General features: G+C 37.7%; 19 protein-coding genes. 4 read left to right on the forward strand and 15 right to left on the reverse strand.

Annotated features, from left to right (window positions below; all coding sequences use genetic code 11):
• Nucleotides 1-395: 395 nt before the first annotated feature.
• From AB4J89_RS15110 to acs, 4 genes are all read right to left on the reverse strand, one after another.
• Nucleotides 396-1979 carry a phosphoethanolamine transferase gene (locus AB4J89_RS15110; protein ID WP_088494193.1) on the reverse strand — a complete coding sequence of 528 codons (1584 nt, stop codon included), beginning with the start codon at nt 1977-1979 and terminating at the stop codon, nt 396-398.
• A 433-nt stretch (nt 1980-2412) separates the two neighbouring features.
• The gene (locus AB4J89_RS15115) at nt 2413-4068 is read right to left on the reverse strand and encodes a cation acetate symporter (protein WP_368469792.1); all 1656 of its coding nucleotides are present in this window, start codon (nt 4066-4068) and stop codon (nt 2413-2415) included.
• A complete protein-coding gene (locus AB4J89_RS15120; RefSeq protein WP_088494195.1) occupies nt 4065-4376 on the reverse strand; it encodes a DUF485 domain-containing protein in 312 nt (103 codons plus the stop codon). The genes AB4J89_RS15115 and AB4J89_RS15120 overlap by 4 nt, the downstream gene beginning before the upstream one ends.
• 158 nt (nt 4377-4534) lie before the next feature.
• Nucleotides 4535-6493: an acetate--CoA ligase gene (acs, locus tag AB4J89_RS15125; RefSeq protein WP_088494196.1), complete on the reverse strand. Its 1959-nt coding sequence runs from the start codon at nt 6491-6493 to the stop codon at nt 4535-4537.
• Between the two features lie 372 nt (nt 6494-6865).
• Between acs and sodA the strand changes: the two genes are divergently transcribed.
• The 4 genes from sodA to AB4J89_RS15145 all read left to right on the forward strand — a co-directional run bounded on the left by sodA (nt 6866) and on the right by AB4J89_RS15145 (nt 8982).
• Nucleotides 6866-7489 carry a superoxide dismutase [Mn] gene (sodA, locus tag AB4J89_RS15130; RefSeq protein ID WP_075672604.1) on the forward strand — a complete coding sequence of 208 codons (624 nt, stop codon included), beginning with the start codon at nt 6866-6868 and terminating at the stop codon, nt 7487-7489.
• A gap of 115 nt (nt 7490-7604) precedes the next feature.
• The gene (gene yiiM, locus AB4J89_RS15135) at nt 7605-8279 is read left to right on the forward strand and encodes a 6-hydroxyaminopurine reductase (protein WP_088494197.1); all 675 of its coding nucleotides are present in this window, start codon (nt 7605-7607) and stop codon (nt 8277-8279) included.
• A 111-nt stretch (nt 8280-8390) separates the two neighbouring features.
• On the forward strand, nt 8391-8720 hold the full coding sequence (locus AB4J89_RS15140; RefSeq protein ID WP_088494198.1) for a type II toxin-antitoxin system RelE/ParE family toxin: 330 nt from the start codon (nt 8391-8393) through the stop codon (nt 8718-8720).
• Nucleotides 8701-8982 (forward strand): helix-turn-helix transcriptional regulator, encoded by a 282-nt coding sequence (locus AB4J89_RS15145; RefSeq protein ID WP_088494199.1) that lies wholly within the window; start codon nt 8701-8703, stop codon nt 8980-8982. The genes AB4J89_RS15140 and AB4J89_RS15145 overlap by 20 nt, the downstream gene beginning before the upstream one ends.
• Before the next feature lie 82 nt (nt 8983-9064).
• Here AB4J89_RS15145 and trpS read toward each other — a convergent pair whose 3' ends face one another.
• The 11 genes from trpS to AB4J89_RS15200 form a co-directional block, all read right to left on the reverse strand.
• A complete protein-coding gene (trpS, locus tag AB4J89_RS15150) occupies nt 9065-10093 on the reverse strand; it encodes a tryptophan--tRNA ligase (protein ID WP_075672602.1) in 1029 nt (342 codons plus the stop codon).
• Between the two features lies 1 nt (nt 10094).
• Entirely contained in the window at nt 10095-10805 is a 711-nt protein-coding gene (locus tag AB4J89_RS15155; RefSeq protein ID WP_088494200.1) for a phosphoglycolate phosphatase, read from the reverse strand.
• Nucleotides 10805-11476 (reverse strand): ribulose-phosphate 3-epimerase, encoded by a 672-nt coding sequence (gene rpe, locus AB4J89_RS15160; RefSeq protein ID WP_099076132.1) that lies wholly within the window; start codon nt 11474-11476, stop codon nt 10805-10807. The genes AB4J89_RS15155 and rpe overlap by 1 nt, the downstream gene beginning before the upstream one ends.
• A 44-nt stretch (nt 11477-11520) precedes the next feature.
• Nucleotides 11521-12336: an adenine-specific DNA-methyltransferase gene (gene dam / locus AB4J89_RS15165; RefSeq protein WP_075672599.1), complete on the reverse strand. Its 816-nt coding sequence runs from the start codon at nt 12334-12336 to the stop codon at nt 11521-11523.
• An 82-nt stretch (nt 12337-12418) separates the two neighbouring features.
• Entirely contained in the window at nt 12419-13357 is a 939-nt protein-coding gene (locus tag AB4J89_RS15170; RefSeq protein WP_088494202.1) for an SPOR domain-containing protein, read from the reverse strand.
• 170 nt (nt 13358-13527) lie between these two features.
• Nucleotides 13528-14622 (reverse strand): 3-dehydroquinate synthase, encoded by a 1095-nt coding sequence (gene aroB, locus AB4J89_RS15175; RefSeq protein ID WP_088494203.1) that lies wholly within the window; start codon nt 14620-14622, stop codon nt 13528-13530.
• A gap of 54 nt (nt 14623-14676) precedes the next feature.
• Nucleotides 14677-15198: a shikimate kinase AroK gene (gene aroK, locus AB4J89_RS15180; RefSeq protein WP_036914409.1), complete on the reverse strand. Its 522-nt coding sequence runs from the start codon at nt 15196-15198 to the stop codon at nt 14677-14679.
• Nucleotides 15199-15778: 580 nt separating this feature from the next.
• A complete protein-coding gene (gene pilQ, locus AB4J89_RS15185; RefSeq protein WP_311755550.1) occupies nt 15779-16879 on the reverse strand; it encodes a type IV pilus secretin PilQ in 1101 nt (366 codons plus the stop codon).
• A complete protein-coding gene (locus tag AB4J89_RS15190; RefSeq protein ID WP_368469799.1) occupies nt 16876-17406 on the reverse strand; it encodes a hypothetical protein in 531 nt (176 codons plus the stop codon). Before AB4J89_RS15190 ends, pilQ begins: the two co-directional genes overlap by 4 nt.
• Nucleotides 17403-17978, reverse strand: coding sequence for a fimbrial assembly protein (locus AB4J89_RS15195; RefSeq protein WP_368469801.1), 576 nt, complete (start codon nt 17976-17978; stop codon nt 17403-17405). Before AB4J89_RS15195 ends, AB4J89_RS15190 begins: the two co-directional genes overlap by 4 nt.
• Complete coding sequence (locus tag AB4J89_RS15200; RefSeq protein WP_368469803.1) at nt 17966-18790, reverse strand: hypothetical protein; 825 nt, start codon at nt 18788-18790, stop codon at nt 17966-17968. The genes AB4J89_RS15195 and AB4J89_RS15200 overlap by 13 nt, the downstream gene beginning before the upstream one ends.
• Nucleotides 18791-18879 lie beyond the last annotated feature (89 nt).

Below are 18879 nucleotides of genomic sequence, written 5' to 3' on the forward strand. Positions count from 1 at the left end.
GCATTAAATAAGACGAGAAAGCCAACCCAATGGGTTGGCTTTTTTGCGTTTGGAAGTTTAGGTACTCTGAATAAAAAACTATTTTAATTGCTGATAAAGCAATGAACCCGCCGCTACTCCTGTAACATCGTAAGCAAAATCATGTTATAGAGAACAAATAAAGCTAAAACTGTTGTTACATTCCTCAATAAAATAACCACTCTTAACGTTGTTAAATCCTATTTATGGTACTCCATTGGTACGATCATCCTCTTCTAACATCACCTAATACCTAACATTCTGCTTTTTCAGCTATTGTTATCTTAGACATATCTTATTAGAAATAGATAATGAGGATATAAATACACTTTTTATTATTAAGTGTATTTCGTATTTAGATATTTTTGACGAGGATATTATTGTGGTTCCTGCTCTTCTGAACTTAATAAATCATAGTTTAAGAGGTTTTTATTCCCATCAATAACAGTTATTGATGATTTAGGCTGATAGCATTCATTTAATGGTGAATGGCACTTTTTGGGGGAATTATGTTCTATCCCAAGCCAGCTACTTAATAGCCAATAGTTATTTACTGTTGAATAAGGCTTATTTACTGCATCATCATTAATAATAGGTTTAATAGATGATGGGCTATACCAAATAAATAGGGGTATATCATAAGCTTCTTTTCGTGGTGTATTTACACCATGATGATAACGGATCTCTCTATTTTTATCGAGACGCTGTAAAGCGTGATCTGCAAAGTAGAGAATAGAAGCTGGTTTATCTTTGACTCTCTCGATGATGTCATTAATTAATTTATCAGTATAAGCGATAGAGCTGTCATAGCAGTTATCATCATCTTCTTGCGTGAATTTCTTTAAATATTGATTTGGAAATCGATTACATGCTGGTTCATGGCTACCATATGTATGTAAGATAATGAGTTTTTTCTGTGTAGAAGGCTCATTGAGAGCCTGATCTAAATAAGGAAGTAGCTCTTCATCATATCCGATAAACTCATTCCACTTTTTATTTTGAGCCATATTAGCAATAACAGAAATAACACTGGTTTTTTGATTACCTTCACCTTGGTTACTTAGCCAATATGTTTTAAATCCGGCGTGATTAGCGAGAGAAACAATATTATCAGCATAATGATTTTTATCCTGTAACTGCTCTAACCCTATATTTGAGAGTGAAATGGGTACAGAGAGAATAGTTACTGGTGCGGGAGAATAAACCTGATTGAATAGAATAAGATTACTCTTTTCTTTCATTAGGTTAGGTGTTGTATCATGCTGATAGCCATAAATTCCTAGATGATCTCTGCGAACGGACTCACCAAGGATAAGAATATAGATTTCTGTATTATCACTGTTTTTATTATATTGATACTCAACTTTCTGAGCAGCAATTTTTCTAATTTGGCGATTTTCATGAAAGGTTCGGACAAGTGCTGCGGCATTATAAAAAGGGGTATTTAGAAGAGTATATTCTGCAAGTAATTTACTTTTGTTATCGTTTCTTAATGCTAAGTTTTTATATATTGGAATAATGGCGATTAATATAACAAATGCAATCACACTTTTTTTTGTTGTTTTTAGATCAGAGACTCGAGCTGCTTTATGGATGAGAAAATAGTAAATGGCAAAAGCACATAGATAAAATAAGACATAGTACTTATTATAAGAGAGCATACCGACAGTTTCACTGCCGTTAGTATTAATAAAAGTTTCAGCAATAGATGATGAAAAAGCAATATCGTGTTCACGATAAAAAAACAGAGAAATAGAAAGGTTTAAAGCCCATAATGCACTAATAATGAAGGTTATTATTTTTCCAAAAACAGAACGATAAATACCACTACACATCAGCATAAGTAGCCAACCAATAAGAACAATATAGATTTTTTGTTCTATATGCAGCGTTGAACCACCTAATATTGCAGGTGCCATAGATAAGAAAAATAAAAGTGCGTAATGAGTTAACCGAGACATAATCTATTTAAAAACTACCACCTCTTCTTATGTAGAATAAAAAGTTAACCATTTACTTTTTGACAATACAAGCCTTGTTTGGCTGAAGTGTGTCTGAAATTGCTATTATTATGGCTATCCCTCACTATTTTGGGCTTTTTGAGTTTATTAATAAGCGATATAGCAAATAAGTTATGTTTGTTTTTGTTTGTAATTTATTGATTTTAATTTAATTTATCTTTCTATTTTTAATAATGAAATAACTAATAATAAGTTATTTAAATAATCGTATAGATATGTAGTTAAAGCTTAAAATTATTCTAAATAAGTAGATGATAGAAATATCATCGAGATTTTTATGACGATTGATGAAAATGTTGAAAATGAATAACCCCAAAGTTGAAAATTACTTTGGGGTTACTTTTATTTAGAAAGATAACATTATTTCAAGCTGTTAGTGTTGTTTACCTTGTTCAATGCCTAAGCCAATTTGAGAACGAATAAACTGTGCTTGGAATTTTGCTTTCTCCTGCTCACCTAAAGATGATTTATCTGTAATAGAGAAAAGCCATGAGACAACAAAAGCAATAATTATTGAGAATAATGCTGGATATTCATAAGGATAGATGGGTTTTTCATGACCTAAAATACTCACCCAAATTGTTGGTCCTAAAATCATCAACGTGACCGCAACTAATAGTCCAGACCATCCTCCTGCTACAGCACCTCGTGTTGTCAATCCTTTCCAATACATAGATAACAATATGATTGGGAAGTTACAGCTTGCTGCAATAGAGAAAGCTAACCCCACCATGAAGGCAATATTTTGCTTTTCAAATAAAATACCTAAACCAATAGCGACGATGCCTAAGATAACTACAGTAATTTTAGATACTTTTAGCTCTTGTTTTTCATCGGCGTGACCATTTTTAATTACATTGGCGTAGAGATCATGTGACACCGCAGATGCACCCGCTAAAGTTAGTCCTGCAACAACGGCTAAAATAGTGGCGAAGGCGACAGCTGAAATAAAGCCTAAGAAGAAATTACCCCCAACAGCATCTGCTAAGTGAACAGCCGCCATATTGGTTCCGCCAATTAAAGCGCCAGCGGCATCTTTGAACATAGGATTAGGGCTAACGAGTAAGATAGCGCCGAAACCAATGATAAAAGTAAGGATATAGAAATAACCGATAAAACCTGTTGCATAGAAAACACTCTTACGGGCTTCTTTTGCATCGCTAACAGTAAAGAAGCGCATGATGATATGAGGAAGTCCTGCAGTACCAAACATAAGTGCAAGACCTAAAGAGAGAGCAGATATAGGATCAGAAACCAAACCACCTGGGCTCATGATAGAGAACCCTTTTGAGTGAACACTAACGGCTTCTTTAAATAATGTGTTGAAATTAAAATCGACAGCTTTCATAACCATAACAGCCATAAAACTTGCACCTGCAAGTAATAAAATGGCTTTAATGATTTGAACCCATGTGGTGGCTAGCATGCCCCCGAATAGAACATATAGCACCATTAGAATACCGACGAGTACAACGGCAATATGATAATTTAAGCCGAAAAGGAGTTCGATTAATTTTCCGGCACCTACCATTTGTGCAATCAGATAAAGTGCAACAACAACTAGTGATCCAACAGCTGAAAGTGTTCTAACGGGTTTAGGGCTTAAGCGATAGGAGACAACATCAGCAAAGGTATAACGCCCTAAATTACGTAAGCGTTCAGCAATGATAAAAAGAATGATAGGCCAACCAATCAGAAATCCAATTGAATAGATAAGTCCATCATAACCCGAGGTATAAACTAGCGCAGAGATCCCTAAGAAGGATGCTGCAGACATAAAGTCACCGGCAATTGCCATACCGTTTTGAAAACCCGTAATTTTCCCTCCGGCAGTATAGTAATCAGCACGAGAGCGGGTACGTTTAGAAGCCCAATAAGTGATGTAAAGTGTTAATCCTACGAATATTAGGAACATTATAATGGCCTGAATATTCATAGGTTGTTTCTCACCTCCTTCTGTTATTGCGGTAGCGTAAGCAACCGTTGAGGAGAGGAAAAATAAGCTTATTGCATAGAGTAACTTTCTCATTTTTCTACCTCTTCAATAATTTCAGCGGTAAGTTTGTCGAACTCTGTATTGGCTTTAATAACGTAAATGCCTGTTAATAAAAATGAGGCGATGATTAAGCCCATACCAATAGGAATACCTCGAGTAATGTAGCTTCCTTCATACAGTGGCGTACCTAACCATTGTGGATAGAACGCAATAAGTAAGATAAATGAGACATACATAACGAGCGTAATAATTGAAAGTGTCCATGAAAAACGACTACGTTTATTAACCAGTTCTTTAAAGCGAGGGTTGTTTTCTATCTCTTGATAAATATTGGCATTCATCAGAGTTCTCCTCTATATAATTGTTTGGTTTATCACTTGATTTAGAGGCTTCAATCCCCCGCATTTCATGATTTTTAGGTAAGAGAGCCCAGCAAAGACATTTTCATGCCTTTGCTTTGTCGTATTACGTTTTTTAAATGACAGCTATTTGTTGTGTATTAAGCAGTGAGTGATAGAGACTGTTTTTCTTCTAACAGTTTCTCTACAACACCCGGATCAGCGAGTGTTGAGGTATCCCCGAGGTTAGTTGTGTCGCCAGAGGCAATTTTACGCAAGATGCGGCGCATAATTTTCCCTGATCGTGTTTTGGGTAAGGAATCTGTCCAATGTAGGATATCTGGTGTGGCTATTGGTCCAATTTCTTTACGTACCCAGTTGCGAACTTCAGTGTAAAGTTCAGGTGTTGGCTCTTCACCGTGATTTAAAGTGACATAAGCATAAATAGCTTGCCCTTTAATATTGTGAGGAATACCAACTACTGCGGCTTCTGCAATTTTAGGGTGTGCAACAAGAGCGGATTCAATCTCTGCTGTTCCTAAACGGTGACCTGAAATATTCAAGACATCATCAACACGTCCTGTTATCCAATAGTCACCATCTTCATCACGGCGAGCACCATCACCAGAGAAATACATACCTTTAAAGGTTGAGAAGTAAGTTTGTTCAAAACGCTCATGATCACCAAAAAGTGTTCTTGCTTGACCCGGCCAAGAATCAGTAATCACTAAGTTGCCTTCACAAGCCCCTTGTTGTACTTCTCCCATATTATCGACAATTGCTGGCTGAACACCGAAGAAAGGGCGTGTTGCTGAACCAGGTTTTAGATCCATGGCACCCGGTAATGGGGTTATCATGAAACCACCGGTTTCTGTTTGCCACCATGTATCAACGATAGGGCATTGGCTACGCCCCATCTTCTGATAGAACCATTCCCATGCTTCTGGGTTAATAGGTTCACCTACAGAGCCTAGAATACGCAGAGAGGTGCGTTGAGTGCCCTCAATCGCCTTATCACCTTCAGCCATTAATGCTCGTATTGCGGTAGGTGCAGTGTATAAAATATTGATTTGGTGCTTATCAACGACCTGAGCCATACGATTAACTGATGGATAATTAGGAACACCTTCAAACATAACGGTAGTGGCACCATTTGAAAGAGGACCATACAGTAAGTAGCTGTGTCCTGTTACCCAACCTACATCAGCGGTACACCAATAAATATCGCCTTCGTGATAATCAAAGGTGTATTTAAAGGTCATTGAAGCATAAACGAGATAGCCCCCAGTTGTGTGTAGTACACCTTTAGGTTTACCTGTTGAACCAGAGGTATACAGAATAAAGAGAGGATCTTCTGCATCCATAACTTCAACATCACATTCTGTGCTGACACCTTGAATGATTTCATCCCACCAAACATCACGTCCTTCAATCCATTGTTCGGTATGTCCTGTTCGACGAAATACCACTACATGATTAATAGGAGGGATATCGGCATGATTTAAAGCATCATCAACATTTTTCTTTAACGGGATAGCGCGACCCGCACGTAATCCTTCATCAGCTGTGATCACTAATTTAGCTTTTGAATCGATGATCCGACCTGCAACAGCTTCAGGAGAGAAACCGCCAAAAATGACAGAATGGATGGCTCCAATACGAGTACAAGCGAGCATAGCAACCGCGGCTTCTGGCACCATCGGCATATAAATCGCCACAACATCGCCTTTTTTAATACCTAAGTTTTTTAATACGTTAGCGAACTGGCAAACATCTTGATGGAGTTGTCGGTAAGTGATTTTTTTCGACTCATTCGGTGAGTCACCTTCCCAAATAATGGCGACTTGATCTCCTCGTGTTTTAAGGTGGCGATCAAGACAGTTTTGACTGATATTTAGCTGACCATCTTCAAACCAGCGAATGCGTACATGGCCTGGGTCAAAAGAAGTATTCTTTACCACGGTATATGGTTTTATCCAGTCAATAATTTTCCCTTTATCTGCCCAAAAGGCCTCTGGGTTTTTGATGGATAATTCATAATCTTTTTGGTATTGCTCTTTATTGATCAGGGCGTGTTCTGCAATGCTTGCAGGAATATGATGTTGGTTTATTTTTGTCATAATCGTTCTCCTCACTGTTGTTAATACTATGTCAAAAAGTCGTTAACAAAAGAGGGCAAATAAAGATTGTTTCTTTTTTGCGCAGAAGATCACGAATTAATGGAAATGCTTTTCATGGAATGTTCAATTAGTGCTAAAGCTGGTAGGGAATTATTTATCTACTATTTTCTTGTTTAATAGGATCATCGTTTGATAGAAAGCTTTTAAATTAAAATAATATACTGTGAAAATTAATTTAACCGTGCTGGATAAAAAAACCACAAAAATAATATGGATATGATAATGATTTTCATTAACGTTTTTTTCACTATAATGAAATGAAAAGATAAATCACATGGTGTGATCCAAGATAAAACAGCACTGGAGATTAATATGAGCTATACATTACCTGCACTGCCTTATGCTTATGATGCATTAGAGCCTCACTTTGATGAGCGTACAATGGAAATTCACCATACTAAACATCATCAAACTTATGTGAATAATACCAACACTGCATTAGAAAAGTTACCTGAGCTTGCTGGCTTAGAGATTGATGAGTTAGTTAAAAATCTTCATAAAGTACCAGCGGATCAACGTACTTTTTTACGTAATAACGCAGGTGGTCACTCTAATCACTCATTATTCTGGAAAGGTCTGAAGCTAGGTACTCAATTACAAGGTTCACTAAAAGACGCGATTGAACGTGACTTTGGTAGCGTTGATGCCTTTAAAGAGTTATTTGAAAAAGCTGCGGCTAGCCGTTTCGGTTCTGGTTGGGCTTGGCTAGTATTAAAAGACGATGGCAAACTTGCGGTAGTTTCTACTGCAAACCAAGATAGCCCATTAATGGGTGAAGAGTTAGCTGGTGCATCTGGTTACCCAATTGTAGGGTTAGATGTGTGGGAACATGCTTACTACTTAAAATATCAAAATCGTCGCCCTGATTATATTAAAGCATTCTGGTCAGTAGTTAACTGGGATGAAGCGCAAAAGCGTTTTCAGAGCAAAGCATAATTGAGTAGATAGTTTCCTTTCTCTTTTATATTTTCAATGCCGACAAATGTCGGCATTGTTTCTTTTGAACACTATCTTTACTATGAGTTATTCTTTTCTGTTTAGGTAGTGAGCTATGCGTTATTTTCCTAGTGTTTTTATCGGTAATGTCACAACAACATCTAATGGATTTACCAGTGCTATCACCAAAAGGCTGGTGGATGGTCATATCAAATTGACATCACTGGGATTAGAAGGTGATGAGCAAGCAGAAAAGAGTTTTCACGGTGGTCCTGATCGCGCACTTTGTCACTACCCTAAAGAACATTATCTTTATTGGGCTGAGCAATTTCCACAATTGACAGATTTTTTTCACGCCCCTGCATTTGGTGAAAATATCTCAACAACAGGTATGACAGAAGAGAATGTTTTTATTGGTGATATTTATCAGTGGGGAACAGCATTAATTCAAGTTACTCAACCTCGCTCTCCTTGCTACAAACTTAACACGGTGACAGAAGTCAGTAACTTTTCGCAAATTATGCAAGATAGTGGTTATTGTGGTTGGTTATATCGTGTTGTGAGCACAGGTGAAACAGGCAGTCATCATCCGCTTGTTTTAGTTTCAAGAAACAGTGATGTCTCTGTTAAAGAAGCGATTTCAATTGCTTTTCATATGCCATTCGATGAAGAGCTTTATCATCGTCTATTAAGTGCCGCCGGATTATCAGCTAGTTGGAGTAAAACTATGCAGTTAAGACTACAAAATCAAACCATTGAGAGTTTTAATCGGCGGTTATTTAAGGAATAAATAGTTAACTTATTGATAATTAATGTTGTTTTTAATAAAAATCAGCTTGTGGACTAATTTAACCTTGCATAAAATTAGCTTGTAGGCTAATTTTAAGTTAAGGAAAAGCTTGTGTTTGAGATTTTATACCACCCAAATGCTTGGAATGAAGTATTAGAGTTACCTATTCAAATACGAGTTAAATACGATAAACTTATTACTAAGATAGAGCACGATGCTCGTTTATTAAGAGAGCCTGATACAAAATATTTAGGGAATGGTCTTTTCGAGATCCGTACTATGGGTACTGATATTGCTAGAGGCATATGGATATACCATAAAAGAAATACAATTATTATGCTTCGTGTCTTTATTAAGAAAACACAAAAAATATCAAAGAAAGAGATTGAGATCGCCCAAAAACGATTGATGGAGGTGCTCAATGAAATTGAGAAGTCATAAAGAATTACATAATGAGATGATGGAAGATGAAGAATATCGTGTGGCTTGGGATGATGAAACACGCAAGGAAAAATTGAGAGACACATTGGCCCAATGGCGTAAACGCGATAATCTGACAAAAGCACAAGTTGCTGAGCGAATGGGTGTAACACCACCCGTAATTACCAGAATAGAAAATAATATTACTAAAGCGAGTGTAGATACCTTAGCGAGATATGCGTACGCTTGTGGTATTAAGAACCCAATAATCCCTCTTTACTGAAAAAAACACCTCCCTAAAAATGAACTGCACCCCAAAAGTTGGACACCAACTTTGGGGTGTTTTTTTATGTATTAACGAAAAATTACGGATGTGCAATAAATCCGATTGCGTCATAAACCTTGTCTAAGGTTGCTTGAGCGCGAGCTTTGGCTTTATCAGCACCTTCTTTCATGATTTTATTGAGCAGGGCTTCATCATTACGGAAAGTGTTAAAACGTTCTTGAATGTTGGTTAGCATTTCAGATACTGCATCAGCGACAGCACCTTTTAGATGACCGTACATTTGGCCTTCAAATTCAGCTTCTAATTCAGGAATAGTTTTACCTGTAACACCCGCTAAAATATCGAGTAAGTTAGACACACCTGCTTTGTTTTCAAGATCGTAAATAACACGAGGTGGCTCTTCTGAGTCTGTCATTGCACGTTTGATCTTTTTAGCTGCTGCTTTTGGATCTTCTAGCAATGCGATAACATTATTACGGTTATCATCAGACTTAGACATTTTTTTAGTCGGATCTTGTAATGCCATCACACGAGCACCGCCTTTTGGAATAAAAGGATCAGGTACGGTGAAGATATCGCCATAAATAGCGTTAAAGCGCTGAGCAATATCACGGCTTAATTCAAGGTGTTGTTTCTGGTCGATACCAACAGGCACTTGGTTTGTTTGGTAAATCAGAATATCTGCTGCCATTAATACAGGATAATCGAATAACCCTGCATTGATATTTTCAGAGTGGCGTGCTGATTTATCTTTAAATTGAGTCATTCGGCTCAATTCACCAAAATAGGTATAGCAGTTAAGTGCCCAGCTTAATTGTGCATGTTGTGGAACATGTGACTGAACAAAAATAGTACTTTTTTCTGGATCAATACCACAAGCAAGATACAGAGCCAGTGTATCTAAGGTTCTTTTTCTTAGCTCTTTAGGATCTTGGCGTACTGTAATGGCGTGTTGGTCAACGATACAGTAAATGCAATCATAGTCATCTTGCATTTGTACCCATTGACGTAGTGCACCCATATAGTTTCCGATAGTTAATTCACCAGAAGGTTGTGCACCACTGAATACAATTGGCTTTTGTGCCGTTTTTTCTACTGAAGTCGTCATTTTAATTCTGTTCCACAGTTGTCATTGGCGTGATATCGAGGATAGAAAGCAAGTCAGCAAAATTATCGAGAGTAAAATCAGGTTTACTGTCTGCAATAGATACGCCGTAGTTATAGCCGTAGGTTAAACCTACGCAAGGGCACTCAGCCGCTTGTGCTGCAATAATATCGTTGCGAGAATCCCCAACAAAAAGGAGTTCTTCCTTTTTAACACCAAATGTGCCCATTGTTAAATATAATGGTGCTGGATGTGGTTTTTTTTCTTTCACATCATCGCCACCTAACACTAAGGAAAAGTATTTCTCAATTTCCAGCTGTTGTAGTAATGGTGCAATAAATGGTGTTGGTTTGTTTGTCACGATACCCAGAGGAATATTGTGTGAAGCTAATACTTCAAGGGTTTCTTTAACGTGAGGGAATAAATCACTGCCTGTTTTGACTGAGGTTGCATAATGTTCATCAAAAAGATCACGCATCTCTTTTAACAAGGTATCAGTCACATCCTCGACACCTGCATTGTGTAAAGCGCGTGTTAGTAGCATATCCACGCCGTTTCCAACCCAGATAGTGACATTATGTTTGCCAGCTGGAGGGAAACCTTTTGCTTTTAATGCGTAGTCTGTTGCTTCTGTAAGACCGACAGCGCTGTCGGTGAGAGTGCCATCAAGATCAAAGGCGATAGCACGGATACCTTTGAGTTTTTTATCTGTCATTACGATACCTTTTCTAATTCACGGCGCATATTGTCGATAACATGCTTATAGTCTGGCTGATTGAAAATAGCAGAGCCAGCAACGAACATATCAGCGCCAGCTTGCGCAATTTCAGCAATATTATCGACTTTGACACCGCCATCAATTTCTAAACGAATGTCATAACCACCATCGTCAATCATCTTACGAACTTGGCGTAATTTATCGAGGGTATTAGGAATAAATGATTGTCCACCAAAGCCTGGGTTGACAGACATCAGCAGAATAAGATCCAATTTATCCATAACATAGTCGAGATAGTTTAATGGGGTTGCTGGATTAAGCACTAAACCTGCTTTACAACCACAATCTTTAATTAATTGAATAGTACGATCGACGTGGTCACTGGCTTCAGCGTGAAATGAGATATAAGTTGCACCCGCGTTTGCAAAATCAGGGATGATACGGTCAACGGGTTTAACCATTAGATGAACATCAATAGGTGCTGTAATGCCGTAGTTACGTAGAGCCTTACAAATTGGCGCACCAAATGTCAGATTAGGAACATAGTGGTTATCCATGACATCGAAGTGGACAACATCAGCACCCGCTGCGAGCACTTTTTCAGTATCTTCACCAAGGCGAGCAAAATCAGCAGATAAAATAGAAGGGGCAATCAGAAAATCTTTCATCGCATTCTCCAGACAACACTCCCATTGTCGGGAGGTGTTAACGATTATTTATATAAGGCAAGTAATTCGTTCACTTTGCTACGACCGAGTGTGTTGCTACTGATTGTTCTTCTGACTTTCACACTGTGTAGCTCTTTTGCGTCTACATACCACTCTTTTGTTAACGCAGTCTCATGATTTGATATTAACACGGGTATCTGTCTCTCGTAAGCCAGCATTGAGGCAAGTTGAGCCAGATGTTCCTGCTCTTGAAAACTAAAGCTATTTGTATGGTATGACGTGAAATTTGCAGTCGGTGATAATGGTGCATAAGGAGGATCGCAATAAACGACGGCACCTTTTTCTGCATTGGTCATAGTAGAAGAATAGCTTTGGCAAACAAATTCGGCTTTTTGTGCTTTTTCAGAAAACCAAATTAGCTCTGCTTCAGGAAAATAAGGTTTTTTATAACGACCAAAAGGGACGTTGTATTCGCCTTTTGAATTATAACGACACAGCCCATTGTAGCAATGACGGTTAAGATAGAGAAATAACACACTACGCTGATAAGCGTCCGTTGAACGATTAAATTCTTGTCGTAGTTGATAAAACTCTTCTGCGATATTCATTTGAGGGGTAAATAATAAGCGGGCATCCTTCATAAATTTTTCAGGATGTTGCTTTACCGTATTATAGAGATGAATTAGATCACTATTTATATCAGCAAGAATATATGAATCGTATTCTGTATTCAAAAAAACAGAACCGGCACCCATAAAAGGTTCAATTAAACAATTACCCTCGGGCAGATGACGTTTAATGTCATCTACCAAAGGATATTTACCACCAGCCCATTTTAGGAATGCGCGTTTTTTTTTCATGCCGTCCAAATTTCTCAATCGTTTCAGAGTCGCCGATTGTACTCTGTTTCAGACAGCATATCAGCGGTGAACTTCGTCTTAATTATTTTTTTAGATCCTGATGAACATGTTTCATCGGTCTAACCCAAGGTTGTTTTGCTTGCACTGGCGCTGGTAAAGAAGAAACGGCCTGTTTGGCTTCGCTTATATTACGATAATTTCCATAGATGAGTACATACCATGGATTACCGTTACGCTGTGTTTTGTAAATAGCGTAGTTTCCATTGAGGTTCTTTTTAGCGAAAGCCTCTAAGGTATCTTGGCGGCTTGCACCACTTAATTGCAATGTATAGTTAGTGGCAGGAATAGCACTTAAATTACCTGCTGATAATGAACCTGAAACAACAGGTTTAGCCGTTGTAGGCTTAGGTTGTGTTGTTGCTGGTGGTGTTACCGGTTTTGTCGGTGGTGTTTTTACTTCAGCCGGTTTTTGCACTGGTTGTACAGGTTTGGTAGCGGGTGGCTGTGTAACAGGCTGCACGGGTTTTGGTTGTTGTGCATTTAACTGCTGACTAGTCGCCTGATTAATACCCGCTTGTTGTTGATTTAATGAATCAACGATATCTCCAGGGATCTCAACACGTTGACCTTGTGAATCAATCATTGGAGGTAAATTTTGTGAAGGTGGTGTTGCAGGTTGTATATCTTGCCCAGAAATAGATTGAGGTGTTGATGGCTGATCATTTTCTGAAGGCGTAACGGATGACGGTTGCTGAGACAGATCGATATTTCTTTCTGTGTTGGTCGGAGAGGTAGGTTCAGTTGTTTCTGGTGATTTTAATGCTGAACTTATTGCGATAATTAGCAAAATAAGGACTAAAACACCTACACCAATCATCATCTGTTGACGGGATACAGAGAATCGTGCGTTTTTTAATGGATTGCTACGAGGTCGGTTGGTTCGACGTTCAGGTCTATCCGATGTATCAGGTTTGAGTGAATTATCACCCTTGGTTTCATTATCAGGTTTGAACTCGTCCATTATGCCCTCCGTCAGAGCGTCAAAAAGCGAAAAATATTCTATTCAGCCTTAGCCATTACCTCATAGTATAAGGATGAAACGCTTTTTCTGAAACGTTGCATTTGACAATATTAACCAGAATTTTCCTTAAATGAATATTCTGGTTTGTTTCTTGTCAGGTAATGGGGAGCTTAATTTGCATTAATGCAAGATGTTATCGCTTTGCGGACTTGTTCGCGAGTAATATCGGCACGTAATTCGGATTGACCGATGCCTTTTGGTAAAACAAGGTGTAATTTGCCACCAGATACCTTTTTGTCTCTCATCATATGAGGTAAATAGTCATCAGGTGTCATTTCAATAGGGCCGTTGACGGGAAGATTAGCTTTCTCAAGCAATTGAATAACACGTTGAGTCTCTTCTTCAGTGAATTGACCAAGTGCTTGAGATGTTCTTGCCGCCATTACCATACCTGCGGCAACAGCTTCACCATGCAACCAAACACCATATCCCATATGAGCTTCAATGGCGTGTCCATAAGTATGTCCTAGGTTGAGTAGTGCGCGTAAACCACTTGTTTCTTTTTCATCAGCAGCAACGACGTCAGCTTTTAGTTCACAGCAACGACGGATACAAAATGCCATGGTTTTAGGATCAAGAGCTAAGAGTTTATCAATATTATTTTCAAGCCAGATAAAAAAGTCTTTATCTAAAATGATGCCATATTTAATAACTTCAGCTAAACCCGATGAAAGTTCACGAGGCGGTAATGTGGCAAGACAATCGAGATCGATAACAACAGAAGCGGGCTGATAAAACGCACCAATCATGTTTTTGCCAAGAGGGTGATTAACTGCGGTTTTTCCACCAACAGAAGAGTCAACTTGTGACAATAGTGTTGTTGGTACTTGGATAAAGCGAACACCACGTTGATAGCTTGCTGCGGCAAAACCGGTTAGATCACCAATAACACCACCACCTAATGCGATAAGTGTTGTATCTCGATTGTGATTTTTTTCTAATAATGCAGTAAAGACATCATTCATGATCTCTAGCGATTTATATTGTTCGCCATCAGGCAAAATCACGCTATCAACCAAAACACCCTGTTTTTTTAAGGTGTCTGTTACCTTTTCTAAATAGAGTGGAGCAAGTGTCACGTTTGTGACTATCATAACTTGCTGCCCTGATTTTAAAGGTAAAAAGGTATCTTCTTGATGAAAAAGGCCAGAAGCGATGGTAATGGGATAGCTTCTTTCACCTAATGTGACAGTGATTTTTTCCATAACAGTGGCCTTCTTCTTATTGTCTTTACTTAACCTTATAAATAGCTGAATTTATTAGTTTTGTTCTAATAATTCAATTATTTGATTGGCTACAATTTTTGCACTCTGATCATCAGTATGAATAGTGATGTCAGCAATCTCTTCATAAAGAGGATTACGTTCTTCAGCTAATGTCTCTAGGACATCGCGCACAGGTTCAACACCTTGCAATAAAGGACGCTTTTTATCACGTTGGGTACGAGCGAGTTGTTTTTCAATATTGGTTTCTAAATAAACAACCACACCACGTGCAGATAGTCTGTTACGGGTTTCTCGCGATTTCACCGAGCCACCACCTGTTGCAAGTACAATGCCTTGTTTTTCAGTGAGTTCGTTGATTATTTTCTCTTCTCGTTGACGGAAGCCTTCTTCGCCTTCAACATCAAATACCCAACCTACATCCGCACCTGTACGCCGCTCAATTTCCTGATCGGAATCATAAAACTCCATACTAAGTTGTTGAGCTAACTGACGACCAATAGTGCTTTTGCCGGCACCCATAGGCCCAACCAGAAAGATATTACGTTTCTCTGCCATGTTTTTGGTATTACTAAGATATTCGTTAATGATAACCCGCCCCGCCAAATTCATTCAGCGACGGGACCTAAACTGAAATTTATGAGTGTTTATCTAATTCACACCTGATAACATTTGTTATCTACTCTCATAATAAGACTGAGTTCTTTCAGTAGATCGCTATAAAATAACCACATGCTGTCATAAGCGACAACATAGGATAAAAATCCCTTTGCCCACAGTACATAACAAAAACTACTAAAAAAAGTAATTATCTTTGTTGGCAACGCGGAGATTCTAACACAATTTAGTCGGAAAACCGCATCTGATAATATTGTCTTTTTCGTCATCAATCGATCAATATTACATATAAAAAGCCCTACCTCCAAGAATAGAGGAAGTGCATAAAATGTATCCGTATTTTTATTGTGATGTTTCAGGCTCACTCAAATTAGCTAACCCTTGTAAGCTAAATCGTCCTCATCGTCAAATCTATAAATACTGATTATAAGAAAAAACAATGAATAACTCTCAGTTTAATACTAGTAAAAAACATATAGTGCTTTGTATTTTATAATAAAAGTATTTATTGCATAAAAAATTAGATTAATTTGGGTGTAATAAAAATAACCAATTCATGGCGGCTGTGTTGATCTCTTTTATGACTGAAAAGTACGCCTAGTAATGGAATAGAGGATAAGAAAGGGATCTTTGCCGTGTGTTCTTGTTGTTTTTGCTGAAATATACCGCCTAACATAATGGTTTCTCCATCACGAATAGTCACTTCTGTGCTGATCTCTTGTTTATCAATAGACAGATGTTCACTTCCACCTTGAACAAGTGCAATGCCTGGTGTGTTTTGACTAATTTTAAGTATTAATCTTATCTTTTTATTTCTTTGAATTATGGGTGTTACTTCCATACCTAAGACCGCCTCTTTAAATTGAACTCGTGTAATTTCATTATCTCGACTGACATAGGGGATCTCCGTTCCTTGTTTGATGGAGGCTGTTTTTTCATGAGCGGTCGTTAGCCGTGGACTTGCAATAATAGATAACTGTTTTTCTTGTTCTAATGCGCTTAATTCAAGCTCTAATAGACGCCCATTAATTCTGGCAATATTAAATGCAATATAGTGAAGGGGATTTTTGGTATTTTGATGGAGCGATAATGCAGAAAGTGAAGGGGTTGATAACGCTGAATTAAGCGAAGAGGTTGTTGGAATAGCATTAGGTATTGTAGAGGCGGCTTCGGTTTGTGTTTTTAATGCTTGTAATCCCCATTGAGTGCCTAATTCATTTAAAGCATCCTGACTGCTACTCACAATATGTGCGGTGATATGAACTTGTTGTTGGGGAGTATCTCGTAATTTTAACCAATCCTCAATTTCAGACAGTGTCTTACTATTATCAACGATAGAAAGACTATTTGATTCACTATCTACAATAATGCGTCCCTGCTGACTAAGTAATGGAATAGTATGATTACTTAGTTGTTCACCTAATTTCTTAGCATCAGCATAATTTAATGGATAAAGTTGGTGATGTAATTCTTCTGGTTGTTCTGTAGTTGATGTTCGCTCTTCAATAAAGGTGGATGACATTTTTGCATCATCGATATTCTCAGGAAAGAAGGGATCTCTGGTGTGAGCCAAAATGGTGGTTGTCATACATAATATGACAATTAAAATTCCTATCTTCATGATATATCACCCTGAATTGCGCTAGGATAACTTAGCTCTGTCAGGCCCATTTGTACTGAAATTAAATGGGTTTCTATTGGAACAATATTCAGAGAAATAAGCGCTAAGCTGGTTTGATGAAGGTATTCCAATAGCGTTAAAAACTGAGAATAAGACAAAGTAAACGTAAGTTTATATAAAGAGTTAGGCGTGATTTCCCAAATCTCCGGTATAAAATGATAAGTCATCAATAAGTGTTGTAATTGCTCACTAACTGGAGAGGTATTTAATGGGATGTCATAATCTATTTGTTGTGCGATCAGTGAATTAATAGTAGGCATTGTTTCTAACGTACTTTGATGGTGATTAATGCGCTTTAGTCTTTGTGCCATTTCTACATGCTGTTGGGTTATCTCTTGCTGGTAGTCTGTGTAGATAAAGAGGTAATAAAATAGAAAGGCAATAAAAGGTATAATTAAGCTCAGTAAAGTGAGTTTCCACTTAGGTAAAAATGCAATAAATAACAACCATTGTGCATTTATTTTCATTGGCTTCCCTCATCTTCTTCATTTTCGTATCCTCGATTTTGCTCTTCTGATTTTCCGTTTAAATGTACTTCTGTGTAAGACGGATCAATTTTGCTTTGTTGTAAATAACCCAATGTTAAATAGGCTAAAGCTGGGTGACTTTTAATATTGGTAATAAAGGAGAGTGATTGTGTATTAGGGAGAGTGAGATGCAGTGAGAGTTGATTATCTGCTCCATCATAATGGTTAATCCAACCTGTTGAAGGAAGATGCATTTCGATAGCTCGAAAGAATTGAATGTAATGTAAATATCGCAGCCAGTTTTGATAATAGAGTGAATAGTGTTGATAGCGTAAAAGTGTCTGTTTTTTCTGTTCTTGATATATATCTAGCTGCTTTAGTAATAAATCTTCTTGTTGCTGTGTTTGGCGTTGTTGCGCTGTTATGAGTGTTCGCTTTTGTGTCAAATGGTAAGTGCAATAGCTACAAATAACGAAAGTGATTGTGAGCAATGATAGCGTTTGAGAAAGCCATAACCATGCTTTTTGTCTAAATAACCTGTGGCGCCAAGGTAGATAATTTATTTGATACATAACACCTCTTCAAGGCGTAATGCCAAACCGAGTGCAACAAGTGGAATGAGATCTTTATTTGACGTTGTTTTAAATAAGTCGTGGGAATGATTGGGCCAAATAGGCATTGACTGGCTAAAATATTCCTCATTCTCACCCGTTAAGTAACAGTGCTTTAATGACCAATGATATTTTTCTATTAGCTGGTCAATATATGCTTGTTGTTCTTGTTGGTTTTCATAGGCGATAGAGCCGTAATGGGGCATATTTTCATCAGATGATACCCAAAGTAGCATTTTGTTTTTACAGTATAAAAGTGGATCTTGAGGTGAGATATCAAGGTAAGTTGCTAAATAGCGTAGTGCACACGCAGGGGTATCAATCGCAGTTATTGTTAAGTTTATTCGAGAAAACAAGTCAATATACTTATCTAAAATCGTTTTATGGCACAGATGAATAGCGAGTTTCCCTTTATTTTGCCGATAATCAAAATTAACAGGGATTTTCGTATTTTGTGTGTAAGATGTGGCTCGTAGTTGCGCTAACCGATAACACGCTGCTGATGTGAGGGAAATAGCATGAGGCAGTGGAATAGTTTGATAGTTTTCATAAATATCCGGTAGCGAAAGCGTAACATTATTAATAGAGGGTAATTTTTTACGCCAATCTATTAGGATTTTTCTTAATTTTGTGTCATTTACATCGCCATTAAGAGGTAAAGGGAATTGCCAAAATGCACTGATCTTCCATTGTTTATTCTGCTGAAATACCAAAACTGCATTGATATGATGAGTGTTAATTTCAATACCAATCTGGTAATTGTGTGTTTCCATAAATGATATCCATATCTATTGATGAGTAATTGCCTATTTTCAAAGAGGCGTTACCTTTATACTACGCACTGTTTGTTTATAAACCGCCC

The sequence above is a fragment of the Proteus sp. STS61-E genome, assembly GCF_040932335.1.
Lineage (GTDB): Bacteria > Pseudomonadota > Gammaproteobacteria > Enterobacterales > Enterobacteriaceae > Proteus > Proteus mirabilis_B.